11 protein-coding genes and 3 pseudogenes are annotated in these 13,318 nt (G+C 31.6%); 1 reads left to right on the top strand and 13 read right to left on the bottom strand.

Going from position 1 to position 13,318, the window contains the following annotated elements; translation table 11 throughout:
• Positions 1 to 293 precede the first annotated feature (293 nt).
• The 6 genes from J4P91_RS27445 to J4P91_RS27420 form a co-directional block, all read right to left on the bottom strand.
• The gene (locus J4P91_RS27445) at positions 294 to 1,028 is read right to left on the bottom strand and encodes a Bax inhibitor-1/YccA family protein (RefSeq protein WP_207996609.1); all 735 of its coding nucleotides are present in this window, start codon (positions 1,026 to 1,028) and stop codon (positions 294 to 296) included.
• Positions 1,029 to 1,069: 41 nt separating this feature from the next.
• Complete coding sequence (locus J4P91_RS27440) at positions 1,070 to 1,900, bottom strand: ABC transporter permease (RefSeq protein ID WP_207996608.1); 831 nt, start codon at positions 1,898 to 1,900, stop codon at positions 1,070 to 1,072.
• Positions 1,897 to 2,595, bottom strand: a complete 699-nt coding sequence (locus tag J4P91_RS27435; protein ID WP_207996607.1) for an ABC transporter ATP-binding protein — start codon at positions 2,593 to 2,595, stop codon at positions 1,897 to 1,899. Before J4P91_RS27435 ends, J4P91_RS27440 begins: the two co-directional genes overlap by 4 nt.
• Positions 2,592 to 2,972 carry a GntR family transcriptional regulator gene (locus tag J4P91_RS27430; protein WP_207996606.1) on the bottom strand — a complete coding sequence of 127 codons (381 nt, stop codon included), beginning with the start codon at positions 2,970 to 2,972 and terminating at the stop codon, positions 2,592 to 2,594. The genes J4P91_RS27435 and J4P91_RS27430 overlap by 4 nt, the downstream gene beginning before the upstream one ends.
• Positions 2,973 to 3,208: 236 nt before the next feature.
• Entirely contained in the window at positions 3,209 to 3,916 is a 708-nt protein-coding gene (locus J4P91_RS27425) for an IS6 family transposase (protein WP_207996605.1), read from the bottom strand.
• 129 nt (positions 3,917 to 4,045) lie between these two features.
• Complete coding sequence (locus J4P91_RS27420) at positions 4,046 to 4,804, bottom strand: alpha/beta fold hydrolase (protein WP_207996604.1); 759 nt, start codon at positions 4,802 to 4,804, stop codon at positions 4,046 to 4,048.
• A gap of 606 nt (positions 4,805 to 5,410) precedes the next feature.
• Between J4P91_RS27420 and J4P91_RS27415 the strand changes: the two are divergent.
• Positions 5,411 to 5,557, top strand: a pseudogene (locus J4P91_RS27415) (tyrosine-type recombinase/integrase); the annotation flags it as partial.
• A gap of 248 nt (positions 5,558 to 5,805) precedes the next feature.
• Here J4P91_RS27415 and J4P91_RS27410 read toward each other — a convergent pair.
• From J4P91_RS27410 to J4P91_RS27380, 7 genes and pseudogenes are all read right to left on the bottom strand, one after another.
• Positions 5,806 to 6,825, bottom strand: a pseudogene (locus J4P91_RS27410) (CamS family sex pheromone protein).
• Between the two features lie 463 nt (positions 6,826 to 7,288).
• Positions 7,289 to 7,999 carry a TraX family protein gene (locus J4P91_RS27405; RefSeq protein ID WP_207996603.1) on the bottom strand — a complete coding sequence of 237 codons (711 nt, stop codon included), beginning with the start codon at positions 7,997 to 7,999 and terminating at the stop codon, positions 7,289 to 7,291.
• Positions 8,000 to 8,221: 222 nt separating this feature from the next.
• Positions 8,222 to 10,069, bottom strand: coding sequence for an FtsX-like permease family protein (locus J4P91_RS27400; protein ID WP_207996602.1), 1,848 nt, complete (start codon positions 10,067 to 10,069; stop codon positions 8,222 to 8,224).
• Positions 10,059 to 10,820, bottom strand: coding sequence for an ABC transporter ATP-binding protein (locus J4P91_RS27395; RefSeq protein ID WP_207996601.1), 762 nt, complete (start codon positions 10,818 to 10,820; stop codon positions 10,059 to 10,061). Before J4P91_RS27395 ends, J4P91_RS27400 begins: the two co-directional genes overlap by 11 nt.
• Before the next feature lie 115 nt (positions 10,821 to 10,935).
• Complete coding sequence (locus J4P91_RS27390; protein ID WP_207996600.1) at positions 10,936 to 11,931, bottom strand: sensor histidine kinase; 996 nt, start codon at positions 11,929 to 11,931, stop codon at positions 10,936 to 10,938.
• A complete protein-coding gene (locus J4P91_RS27385; RefSeq protein ID WP_207996599.1) occupies positions 11,928 to 12,620 on the bottom strand; it encodes a response regulator transcription factor in 693 nt (230 codons plus the stop codon). The genes J4P91_RS27390 and J4P91_RS27385 overlap by 4 nt, the downstream gene beginning before the upstream one ends.
• A 452-nt stretch (positions 12,621 to 13,072) precedes the next feature.
• Positions 13,073 to 13,222: pseudogene (locus tag J4P91_RS27380) on the bottom strand (YdcF family protein); the annotation flags it as partial.
• Between the last annotated feature and the right edge of the window lie 96 nt (positions 13,223 to 13,318).

Raw genomic sequence — 13,318 nt, 5'->3', positions numbered from 1 at the left:
TATGATTCTACAGAAAGAATAGCGTATTTTTTTATTTTAGGGGGTATTTTGTTTTGTTAGCTTGATAGCGATGGGGTAACACCAACAAAACGCGAATTTCGTACGCTAAGAGTTTTTTTCCATAGAAAAACCAAAAGCCAATTTCATGTAAGCTAAGGGAGTATCTGAAAGTTTATAAGTATGGATTAAAATCGTTGTAAAGCATCTATATACATTTTCAACAGGCTAACGTGACTTAATTGATACTACGAGATAGAAAAAATCCTGCATGTTTCAAACATGCAGGATTTTTTCTATTCTTTATTTTTCATAAAGTAAGAAACAAAACGAAGAATTTCAAGGTATAACCATACTAATGTCATTATGAGCCCTATCGCGCTATACCACTCCATATATTTTGCTGCCCCACTACGTGCACCATTTTCAATTAAATCAAAATCTAGTAATAGATCTAATGCAGCAACAACAATTACAATTGCACTAATGATGATACTAATTGTTCCACCTTGGTGAATATATGGAACAGTCACACCTAAAATGTCTAGTAAGAAAACGATAAAATACATAATAAAAATTCCAAGTGTTGCAACCGTTACAACTGAACGAAATTTTTTGGTTACTTTTACTATTCGAGTTGCATATAAAACTAACATTGCAAATAAAATCGAGATTGTCAGCAATACAGCAGTTAAAACGATGGAATCACCAAAACGCATTGTATAGTATGCTGAAATACTTCCTAATAAAATTCCTTGTAACACTGCGTAAATCGGTGCGCAAATTGGGGATATGCGCGGAATGAATATAACTACAAATGCAACAATTAGAGTAACTATTATAATTCCAACTAACACGGGCATTTTCATTGTACCTTGTGTCACCTGTACGTATGAATAGACAGATGCTGCAAGAAGTAAGATAAGCATAATAAATGTTTTTCCTATCGTTCCACCTATAGTCATCGTAGAAGCGTTTGTCTTCTCTTCATGAAATTTGTCTTTTTTTAACATTGGATTAGATGTTCTCATGCTTTCCTCCTAAAATATTTTTTACTTGTAAAGTGAATTTTTTATATCTCTAATTTCTTATTGATAATGCGACCTGTAATCGCTACGAGTACAATTATTAACAAGCAAGTAAAACATAGACCAAAAATAGTGAAATCTTCACTAGGGTAAAATGATGTATCAAAAAAATTATTCTTATCCATGAACCCAGAACTCTTAATAGTAACTGCATATTTCTCTAATTTACTTAACACATTCATTACTATTGTTTGTATTGTTGAAAAAATAGCAACGAAAATGATGAATAAAATTATTTTACTCATCCATGACTTCACTGGAAACAGCCGTATAATTGCCATGATAAAATAACAAGAAATAAGGATACTCATGAAATCGATTCCCCATAAAAGAAAAGCAAATATGTGTTGGAAGATTCCGTAACTATACAACTTGTGATATTCTTGTCGGAATTCTCCGATTATTTCCCCACCATAAAGACTGGGATCATAACCAATTACTTTTCCATCATCAAGACTTTGTGAAAAATAATATGAAAAAATTAAGCCTATACCTAATAAAATAATAAACATTAATGTGAAAAATAATAAATTCGCATATATATATTTTTGGGTTGGGATGGCTGTATAACGAATCATAGAATTTTTTAATATTTTATTGAAAGAAGGCAGCGCTATTAAAAGAAGTAAAAATGCAGCTATACCAATTATTATCAGAAATATGAGTAATACTAAATCCTTTATAAACGGAGGTAGTACCCTTGAGAGTCCTATCGTACTAAATAAAAGAAGTAAAGAAATAATAATAAAACCAGAATAAAAGACAGCTATTTTTTTTCTATTGCACTTATATAAATAGAGAAAAAGTGGATTCATTTCTCAAAAACCTCCCTAAACAACTCATGTACTGCTTTCCCTTGATGAAAACGAATTTCCTCTACGTTTTCATGTAATACAATATTTCCGTCTTTTAAAAAGATTACCTCATCAAATATACTTTCGATTTCTTCTATTAAATGAGTTGAAATGAGAATGGTACAATCTTCTCGGTAAAATTTAAGAATTAAATCTAGTACATGTTTTCTAGAAACAAGATCAATTCCACCCAATGGCTCATCTAATATATATAACTTTGCTTTCCTGGAGAAAGTTAAGATAAGTTGTAATTTTTCCACTTCACCTTTTGATAAAGCAACTATATGCTCTTCTAAGGGCATTTTAAACTCAGCTATTAAGTCCATTGCTTGATGTAAATCAAAATCACTATAAAAATCCCGATAGAAGACTACAGCATCTTTTATCGTCATCCACTCGTCAAAAACAGGACTATCAGGCATAAATGAAACAATTTTCTTTGTTTCTATTCCTACCTTCTTACCTTCAATTGTGATAGTTCCTTTAGAAGGATACCGCAAACCAGCAATCATTTTTAATAATGTCGTTTTTCCGCTACCATTATCACCAACAAGACCAATAATTTTCCCTTCAGAAATTGTTGTACTTAAATCTTGAAGCACTGTTTTTAAGTTATATCTTTTCCACAGGTTTTCAATTTTTAATAACTCTGTCATTCGTTTTCCTTCCTTTTCTTTTCTAATGAAGAATGGAGGATTGGAAGAATTTCTTCTTTTGTAAATCCTAAATTGTCCATTCCATTTATAAAATTATCAAGCAACTCTTTTGCCATTTCTTTGCGTAGTTCAGTAATCTTTTCTCCTTTACTCGTTACAAATCTCCCTTTTCCTCTACGTGTCACAGCAATACCTTCTCGTTCTAGCTCTTGAAATGTACGTTGAATCGTATTTGGATTCACTTGTAATTCACTGGCTAGTTCACGTACAGCTGGGATTTTATCACCCGGTGCTAAACGACCTGTTACAATTTCCTTTTTTATGTATTCCATTACCTGAATATAAATCGGGATATTAGGAGAAAACTCAGTTTCCATTTCTTCCCTCCTCAGTATTAGTGTACTAGACGAATAATACACTAATACTAATTGTGTGTAAATGGTAATTTTTCCAAACTATATATAATAAATAAAAGATGATATATTCAGTGAATTAGTGTAATCACCCAAGTGCCATAAACGGTCGTTTGTGGAACTTTATTTATTTTTACGGTTCTGGTGCAAAAATCATTTGATAGAGGCATAGAAACCTGCATAGACTGTTCAATGGTAGATTATGATGCAATTCCAAATAATTTATGTATGAATCTAACTTCATTTTGGGCAGACTTCACCTGTAAGTGAAGTTGTCCTTTTTTCATCATATGCATGGTTTCAACGCCACTCAATATAGAAATGGCTGTTTCATATGACTTGAATCCTAACATAGAACGTACACGTTTCTTAATGAAACGGTGATCTTGTTCCACTATATTATTGAGATATTTAACTTGCCTTAGTTGTATGCCTTCAGGCATACGTTTCTCTTCTTTTAATTCTTGAATTGCTACAGCATAGGCAGGGTTCTTATCTACTGTTATTACGCGAGGTTTACAAATATGAGAAGCAGCCAAGGCTTTCTTGAAAAAGCGCTTGGCTGCTTGTTTATCTCTTGATGTACTTAGATAAAAATCAATGGTATTTCCTTCTGAATCGACTGCGCGATATAAATACATCCATTGCCCTTTTATTTTCACATACGTTTCATCGACTCTCCAGGGATCATTTGTTGTCTTAAGATGACGTCGTACTCTTTCATCTAATTCAGGTCCATATTGATGCACCCAACGCATAATAGTGGTGTGAGCAATAGACAAACCTCGTTCCTCCATCATTTCCACCAAATCACGAAAACTTAGGTTGTACCGTAGGTACCATCTTACCGTTAATAAGATAATATCAGGTTGATAGTGCTTCCATTTGAACAAATTTTCCTTTTTCATACCGATCACACACCTTTTTTAGAGTAATAGTATCAGTATGTCCAAGATTTAGAGATTATTTGCAATTTCCCTGAAGTTTTTGCACCAGAACCCTTTGCAAATCCAGCATCAATTTGGTCCTTGTATCGCTCATTTCCCCATCTCCTTCAACATTAACATAATCTCCTCTATAACAACTTCTGGCTCATCATGATGAATATAATGTCCACTTCGACTAGCAATCCGGTACTTGCTTGACGTTGATAGCCATTGGAATTCTGCTTGGAGTCTTTGCTCAATTTCTAATATTTCTTGAGATGGCCATCCCTCTTCAACATTGTCAGGTAAACCTCTTGTAATAATTGCGAGAGGGAGGTTACTTTGCTTTGAATGATCAACGATTTGCTTATAGCTTTGTATTTTATCAATCTTCTCACTATTCAACATAGGATTCTCGTAATATTCCCTATTTCTTGCAAGCAGATTTTCGGGTAGAACCTTTTCATAGGCAAGTTCTTTATATTCCGGTGCAGCGTCAACCAAAACCATACCGCAGATGTTCAGTGGATAAAGGCTGGCATATAATCTAGCGACCAAACCACCAAAAGAATGTCCCACCAATATATAGGGCTTCTCCACTTCAAGCGCTAGCAATAATTCGTTGAGCTCCTCGACTAGATCATAGCAAGTCGTCGGGACGGATGCGACTTGACTCCTGCCAATACCCGATCTGTTATAGGAAAAGGTTGATGTTTTTTGCGATATTCGGTCTTGGACTTTTTTCCATGTCTCATAGCTATCGCCTAACCCTGCTATGAAGATTACGCTTGGGATACTGTTACGTGAATATTTTTTGAATAGTCTGCGGTTATCACAGATATCAATTATCTTTTTATTTTGTATAGTCACTTTTAATCACCCAGTTCAATTATAAGCTTCACACTATTAATATTCACATAATATTTTGAGTATTATATAGTTTTGCGAACTTTCTCATTTTTTATTTTGTGACTTCAGCTGAAACCACTCCAAAAGAAATCTGTAGAATACCAATTGATAATTTGCTTACTTCCAAGTTTTTTGTCGTTTTAAACATTTCACACTGAATCGCCGAAATCTACTTGATGTCCTGTACATAAAAATAAACCATCGAAATGATGGTCTTGTTTAACTAAGCACCCTTTTAGGCAGTCCTTTTACAATCTTGTTGTGGGCCAGGAAGAAATGCTAAAGGACATATTCGACAGAGTTAATCAATAATCCTTGTTCAACTAAACTGCCATTTAGTTGAATAACGATTAAAGATAATTATTCTACAAATCGCAATAATTTTCCTTTGCTAATACATCATTTTATAAAAGCAACAAACTTTACGAAAAGAGCCTTGAATAAAGAAATGCTCCTTAACTTTTGAATATTATATTAAAAACTTCCTAATTTACAATATACATTAACTATATGTATTCAAAGTAAAGTGTAAGATTTAATAAGCTTAATAAATGTCTTGACAAGATATCCTTCGGCTATTGGTTCTATAAACAAACAAAAGATGTAGCCATGTTGCAAGAAATCTTAAATCATAGCACGCCACAAATTACACTCAAATACATTGGGATTAATAAAGAGGAAAAAGATAATATACTAGATACTTTCCATATTTAATTTTACAAACCAATATAATAAAATTTCGAATTACCTAACACACCAATTTCTTGAAATCATATCATAATTCACAGATACTCAAATATAAAAGGTTACTTTTTATTGAAATTTATTTCTATATTTTGTAATATATTACGCTTACTTTTAAATATGTTCAAAAAATGTTTTAAAACGCTAATGCTAAAACTATTTTAAAACATTGAACAAAAAAGACAGTTAATAACTGTCTTTTTTGTTATTTTCTTTTATTATTCAAAAAAAGAAACAAATGGATCTTCATTTTTTTCTTTTATAATAATAGCTTCAACTTTTTCTTCCGATTTTATTTTCAATTGAATCTTAATATCTTTAGGAAGAGTATCTAACATACTTTGAGTTGCTATTTGCGTAAAAGCGATTAATTCAGATTTACCATTAAATTTAATCAAAGTATTCATATTTAAATTGTCTATATTATCACCTTTGTATATAGCCTCAACGTTAACAGGCATATAGTCCGTCGGAGAAAACTTCTTCAATGCACTAACAAAATCATCTAACTTTTTATAATCCATACCATGTATTTGCTGAAATTCATCAGAAGGATAAGCGAAAGTTTTTTCATTAATATTAACCCATTTCCCTATGCTATTCTCATCTTTTTGAACAGTAACACTAGAAACAAATACACCAGTTTTTAAAGAACTATTATTTTCCTGTTTAAAAATAGCAAAAGTAATAGGAACCTTTGTAAATTTCTTATTATCATAAAGAACTTTTAAAAGCTGATTAGCAACCTCATTTCCCTTAGCAATCGCCTCTTCATTAGAATGATCTGAAGTCATAGCTAAACAAATAACAACACCAGCTAGATTTAATTCTCCTGAATTTTTCTTAGTAAAATAATCATGTTCTATAATATTAGATACATAGGGTGTTTCTTGTTTTACAATTAGTTCTTCTAATGTTTTTTGAGAAATATATTCACTTCTTTGTAAATAATGGTTTTTTGTATCAAATTGTTTCGAAGCAATATCCATTAAACCAGTTTCAAACCTATCTATATCTAATTTAGAATCAGTTTTTTCATTAGCTACATTTATCATTTTTTATTCTTTCAAAGGAATAATAGTTCTATAATAATCATCAGAAATAGAATATTTCGGAATAATACTATTTTCCTTCGTATTTTTTTGTACAACTTTCTCTTCTTTTTTTGTAATATCGTCTCCACTACAAGCACTTAATAACAAACTCAAACTTATCCAACATAATGATACTTTCTTCACTTTTAATAACCACCTTCAAAAATCACTTTGTCCTTACATAATGTATAGTGTACCATTAAATATCTTATTCAAATATAGTAATGTATTTTCAAAAAAATTCTTATACTAAAAGGTGTACCGCCAGCAAATCGAAAAAACCCCACGTTAAGCAAACTTCAGCATAAAATGCTTTGAAATTTTTCCCGTTAATTACAAGAAGAAAAGCTGTTAAAATCGGTCTCTAACGCAACACAATTTACTTAAAATAAACCACTTTTGTATGCAACATAATTTAAAACATGGTCAAAATGACTTAAAAACTCTTAACGTGGTTTTTTTCAAAAATGTTGGCGATACCTCTATATGAATAGGATGAAAAGGGTTATATACAAAGTTGTGTTTTTGCTAGGAGGATAAGTTCCTAGTAAAATAAAGATACTACAATAAAAGAGAAAGCTTTGCATATTATGCAAAGCTTTTATCTTTATTTACTCACAAAATATCCAATTGTATAGATAATCCATAAGTGGACTGGGTAGAAAATATAAAACATATATTTTGTAAATGCATTATTTACACCACGCTCCCCGTTATATAAGAAGAAGAATGGTAACGCAAATACCATCATCCATTGATTATTGAAACCAAATAGACCTGTATCTGTAAAGAGTTCTCCAACCATAAGTAACGTCGGAACGTCTGATAATGAAAGTAATACATATGTGATAATTAACCACATTTTCTTCTCTCTAAAGAAGTAGAAAATTAAAGTCATTGTCACTCCAAAAATATTTGCCTCTGTAAATATTCCTAATATAGCCACAAGAATGGTAGCTGGAATTCCTAGTAGATAGTTTTTTGTACGCTTTGTATAATCAATGGCACATAATAACACTATTCCAAACCCAAGCGACAAGAAAATATTATTTGGTAATCCACCCTCTGTTGGGAAGATATATTGAATAATCGCTGAACCTGCAAACATAATCGCTGCCCACATAAATACACGTGTAGCATACTTTGTACGATTTCTTGTATAGAAGAATCCTTCCACTACAAAATAGAAGAAAATGGGTGCTACAATACGTCCTGGATGATGCATCCACATTGGCATACCGGGAATGTAAGTATACACGTGGTCAATAACCATAAGGATCATTGCAAATATTTTTAATTGAAAAGCATTTAACTTCATAAAATATAAAACCTCCACTTTACGTGTTACTCAGATACTATTAATCTTTTGGAAACGCCATTTTGTTTTCTTACATACTCAATATATTTTCATAAAAAAGTATTAATTGTTTGTCCAAGAGGTTCTTTTGTAAAAAATAGAACCTCTCGAATAGTACAACTTTGGGTAAACTTGCTATATTATATTTAGATTAAGTAGCTAGACCATTAAATACATATATTGTTAATTCATTAGTTTTTTCAAATAACTTCGTCGAATGATGAAAAAACTTATAACAAATAGCAATAAAAATATCCCTACCCCTATTGCTGTGACGCCATAAAATGCTGATGAAAAATGGCTACGCATTCCAAGCAATGTTCCACATAGAAGTATAGATGCGAATGCAAACGGGATAAAAATTAAAGTTGACAACTCCTTGGTCACAACAGTAATTAATTCTTTTACAGAAAAGCCAATTTTACGGATTCCTGCATATTTTTCTTTTTCTTCTTCAAATGACGTTTGAAGATAGAAATAAAGTATACTCATTGCCGCACTTAAAAAGATAATGCTCAGCATAAAACCAATAAAGAATAGAAGGCTTGCTGTAGTTTTTTCAGTCTCGTACAAATCAATTTTAGAAGATATCAGTCGCTCATCCGGTATTACTGAAATTTTTGAGAGAATTGTTTCGGACAGTTCAAGTTTTTCTGTCCAATGATCAACTTCATAAGCAAATACATTAAATACGGGATAGTCAATTGTTTCATAAACCTCATCTGAAACGATATAATATACCTTTTGGAAACTTGAAGTTAAAATATTTCGTTTCTCAAGCCCCGCATATTTAAGGTTTCCAAACGGATAATCATGAATATCCTCAATACTTGGAAGGACGTCATGATTACCTGCAGCAACATAGTACTCATCACCCTTTAATGAAATCGCTTTATGAGAGCCAAGTGCATTATAATTTGAAACTGACATAAATCCGATATTTCGTTGTTTATCTGTCTTAAACGCGGAATAATATGCATCATAACTACCTTGTTTGGATAAAGTAGATTCAATAAATGTAATATCCTCTTTTTCAACTTCTTTTTTATTTTCTGGAAGTGAGATATATTGAAAGCTATAAGGATATGCAGCTTCTGCATTCCCTTTTACATTATAATAGGAGCTGTACAATACGCTTGTACATACAAATACCCCTAATAACAATACTGTTAATAAATAGATAAGATTAGCATGTGAACGACCTTTGGATTTGAGATTCGAAACATAAAGCATATTTGTTTTTTTTAAGTATGACGTATGTTTTTGTAATGTATGAATTGCTAACAACGTTCCTTGCGTAATAATAAAGTAAATGGCTAATAGTGAGCTAACAAATAATCCAATGTAATAGATCATTCCAGATGATTCAATCCAATTCATTTCTAACAGGGGTGAGAGTATAAAGAATCCACTGGTAATTACGGATAGTAACAGCTTCCATGGCGCAGGCGCTATTAACTTTTCCTGTGTTACATCTGCTTTTAGCAAATGGATCGCTTCTTCTTTGTTAATAAAGCGTGTGGTAAATTTAGAAACGATAAAGAACAAAATTGTAAATAAGACAATTGTTAATAGAATGGATTGTATTGGGAAATACATACCGAAGCTATCAGCTTGTAACACTCTTTTAGTAACCATTAAAAATAAAGGGGCAATTATAAGTCCTAACACGATTGCTGTTATAATAGCCACACTAGCAATAAGCATATTTTCTCTAAAAACCATTTTGCGCACTTGCTTCATGGATGCTCCAGTAATCATAAAAATACCAAGATTTTTCATTTTCTTTTTTAAAAACGCAAACAGCGAATAGATGATGAAAGCAAATGAAAAAATGTAAACAATGAAACTCATAAGCATCATGATAAGACCAAGTGTACTCGATGTATCAACAATTTCCATCATTGGATGGAAGGCTATAATCGAAAATAAGAAGAATATCAAAATAGAAAATACACTGCTCAAAAAGTAAGAAATGTATGTCCATTTATCTCGCAAGATGTTTTGAAGGACTATATGATTAAAACTCATGCTGTCCACCACCTAAAAATGTAAGTGTGTCCATAATCTCCTGATAAAACTCCTTTTTATTATTGCCTCGATGCACTTCATTATAAAGGATACCGTCTTTTATGAAGATCACGCGGTGGGCAAAACTTGCAACATAGGCATCATGCGTCACCATTAAAATAGCTGTGTTAAAAGTCTTATTAATTGATTCAAATAACGTCATAACATCATTTACTGCTTTAGAATCTAGGTTTCCAGTCGGTTCATCGGCTAATAATAATCCAGGTTCATGAATAACAGCTCGCGCAATGGCCACACGTTGTTTTTGTCCTCCTGAAATTTCAAATGTACGCTTCTTTAAAATTCCTTTAATCCCTAAGAAAGTTGTAACTTTCTCTAAACGCTTACTCATTTCAGTAGCTTGTACTGAGTCGAGTGTCAACGGTAATAAAATATTTTCCTCTACTGTTAAAGTATGAACAAGGTTAAAATCTTGAAAGACAAACCCTAATTCTGTCCGACGAAACTTTGCTAGTTCAGTATCATTTAATTCATAAGGATTTTTTGAATTAATTGTAACTAATCCCTTAGTTGGAGGGTCGATTGTGGAAATACAGTTAAGGAATGTTGTTTTTCCGCTACCGGAAGGACCCATTACGGCAACAAACTCATTCTTTTCTAAATGAAAATCAATCCCTTTTAATGCTTTATAAATAATTTCACCTGTATATTCCTTTTGAAGCTCCTTTACATTCAAGATTCTGTTTGACATTAGTATTTCACTCCTTTGTATCTTTCAGTATTTTAGTATAAATATGCTTGTTACTTCTTAACATCTCTCAATGTGACAGCAAGATGACAAAATTGTCACATTCAAAACGGCTACCTTATTTGGTAGCCGTTTCTATACTTCGTGATAGATCTATTGTAAATGTTGTTTCCTTATCTTTAGAATGTAGATGGTATGGATGATTTAATGTAGTAAGGATACTTTTTACTAAATATAGACCGATGCCAGTTGCTTCCCCTTTTGTACGTCCTTTCGTTCCTGTGTAAAATAATTCAAAAACACGTTTTATTTCACTTTCAGGTATCGTTTCTCCTTTATTTTTAATGAATAACTGTCCATTTTCATAATGGATTATAATTGAAGAGTGTTTTTCTCCATATTTAACAGCGTTACTTAATAACTGGTAAACCACAACCTTTAGCCATTTACGATCTGAATAAAGTAATATATGCTCTGGTATAGTGCTTTTAGGAAAGATTTCTTCCTCAATAAAATAATCCCTTAAATCGTTAATAACTTCCTGTACGATATGTTTTAATGGAATTGGTTCTATTTTTAAATCTGCTAATAATTTAGTGGAGCGACTATACGTTAGTAACTGATTTAAAGAGAAGTTCAGTTTATCACATTCAACTTTTACTTTTTGCCATTCTGCAAGGGAATTTGGTTCCTTAAACTGATTGGATTGTATAAGAAGTTGAATGACAGAAAGTGGTGTTTTCATCTGATGAACTGCATGAGAAATCATTAATTGCTGATTATGTAAAGAACTCTTATACTCCTCTTCTTTTGATAAAAATAAGGATTGAATATATTGCAATTGAGTTGCGTATGCTTTCTCGTATGGAGCAATTGGCTGATAAATCATGAAACTGTCCGTATGGATGTTCTTGTTCCCAATATGTGCATACATTTTTTTACGACGTAAATAACGACAAAAAAGTAGTACGATTAATAGAGAGAAGGCTAGAAATATAAAATAGGTATAATGATTTTCAAAGCCATCTAATCGATGAATCACAATTGGTAAGCTAATAAATGTAATGGTATACAAAATAATAAAGCTCATATGGTCTTTTAAAAATAACTTCATGTGAGTTTCTCCGTTAATTGATAGCCAATTCCTCGAATAGTTGTAATTTCTAAAGTAGAATGAATAGCTTCTAATTTCTTTCGTAATCTTGCAATATTTACTGTTAAGGTATTTTCCTCGACAAATTCTTCCTCATCCCAAATGGCTGTAAGTAATTGCTGTCTTGTTACAACATTAGGATACGCTTCAAAGAACATTGTACATAGCTGGAATTCTTTTATCGTTAATAACTCCTCCTGATTAGGTGTACATAATCGTACAGTGTCCAAGTTTAAAATTGTATTTCCTATTTTGAAAATTTTCTCCTGTACATTCCTTGCATATTCGCCATATATACGACGAATTTGTCCATTAATTTTTGCAAGTACCACTCCTAGTAAAAAAGGTTTAGTAATGAAATCATCAGCCCCATTTTCAATGCCATACACTTGATCCGCCTCACTCATACGAGCAGAGAGAATCACAATAGGACAATTCGATATTTGTCTTATTTTACGGGACCAATAATAACCATCAAAGGCAGGAAGGGTAACATCCATTATGACAAGGTGGGGTTGAAAATCTTGAAAAATTTCTAATACCTTTTGAAAATCTTCTACAATGAGGCAATGGTATCCATATTTTTCAAGATGTTTTTTTAGTGTATCCGCTATATTCATTTCATCTTCAACAATCAATAATTTATACATTTCATCCTCCGATTTATTTATTAACTTTATCTTATATCTTAATTTTAAACCATTATTACTTATGGTCAAAATGAGACCCATTCTTATACTATATATAAGAATAATCTTTACCTCGAAGTTATATAATCTCTGCATTAGAACTAAAGAGTGGTATCTTCTCTAAAAGAATCATTTTCACCTCGTTTAGAATAAATAGGCTTTTTGTTGAATACTCATTTAAAAAACTAATGCTAAGTAGTTTTTGGATAAAAATAAGAAATGAAAAAGAATACAGGTTTCAAATCTGCATTCTTTTTCATGTTTTTATTTTTAACAATTGAGCGATAAGACCGAAAAAGGTTGTTGTTCTCAATTGAAGTGAGGCCAAGATTTTGTTTAGATCTTAAATTTAATTTATATTTTAGTGAATATAAATTTGATAATCCTAAAAGAGCTTGAAGTTTTCTCACTAACTATATGAATAATAAACTTAATATAAAAAATAATATAGAGATTACTAGAATAGTCCAGACAAATTTCATATGTCGTTTACGTCCCATAACGACAATTGCAACATATTCACGGATCATTGCGTTTGGCCAATAATAAAAAGCTGTTTTTGAGGTTCTGGTGCAAAAATAAATTTTTAAAAAAGTAGGACCTGAATTTCCTACTAAATTACAGATTATGATGCGATACCAAACAATTTATCAATGAAA

Origin of the sequence: Bacillus sp. XF8 (assembly GCF_017498755.1) — a bacterium.
GTDB lineage: Bacteria > Bacillota > Bacilli > Bacillales > Bacillaceae_G > Bacillus_A > Bacillus_A bingmayongensis.
The sequence above is the reverse complement of the archived record's forward strand: the minus strand, read 5'-3'. Positions and strand labels throughout refer to the sequence as shown.

Coding starts and splice junctions, on each gene's coding strand:
- J4P91_RS27400 (WP_207996602.1), bottom strand. CDS start 10,069: ATGAGTTTTAATCATATAGTCCTTCAAAACATCTTGCGAGATAAATGG.
- J4P91_RS27390 (WP_207996600.1), bottom strand. CDS start 11,931: ATGAAGTTATTTTTAAAAGACCATATGAGCTTTATTATTTTGTATACC.
- J4P91_RS27430 (WP_207996606.1), bottom strand. CDS start 2,972: ATGGAAACTGAGTTTTCTCCTAATATCCCGATTTATATTCAGGTAATG.
- J4P91_RS27405 (WP_207996603.1), bottom strand. CDS start 7,999: ATGAAGTTAAATGCTTTTCAATTAAAAATATTTGCAATGATCCTTATG.
- J4P91_RS27425 (WP_207996605.1), bottom strand. CDS start 3,916: ATGAAAAAGGAAAATTTGTTCAAATGGAAGCACTATCAACCTGATATT.
- J4P91_RS27435 (WP_207996607.1), bottom strand. CDS start 2,595: ATGACAGAGTTATTAAAAATTGAAAACCTGTGGAAAAGATATAACTTA.
- J4P91_RS27385 (WP_207996599.1), bottom strand. CDS start 12,620: ATGTATAAATTATTGATTGTTGAAGATGAAATGAATATAGCGGATACA.
- J4P91_RS27440 (WP_207996608.1), bottom strand. CDS start 1,900: ATGAATCCACTTTTTCTCTATTTATATAAGTGCAATAGAAAAAAAATA.
- J4P91_RS27395 (WP_207996601.1), bottom strand. CDS start 10,820: ATGTCAAACAGAATCTTGAATGTAAAGGAGCTTCAAAAGGAATATACA.
- J4P91_RS27445 (WP_207996609.1), bottom strand. CDS start 1,028: ATGAGAACATCTAATCCAATGTTAAAAAAAGACAAATTTCATGAAGAG.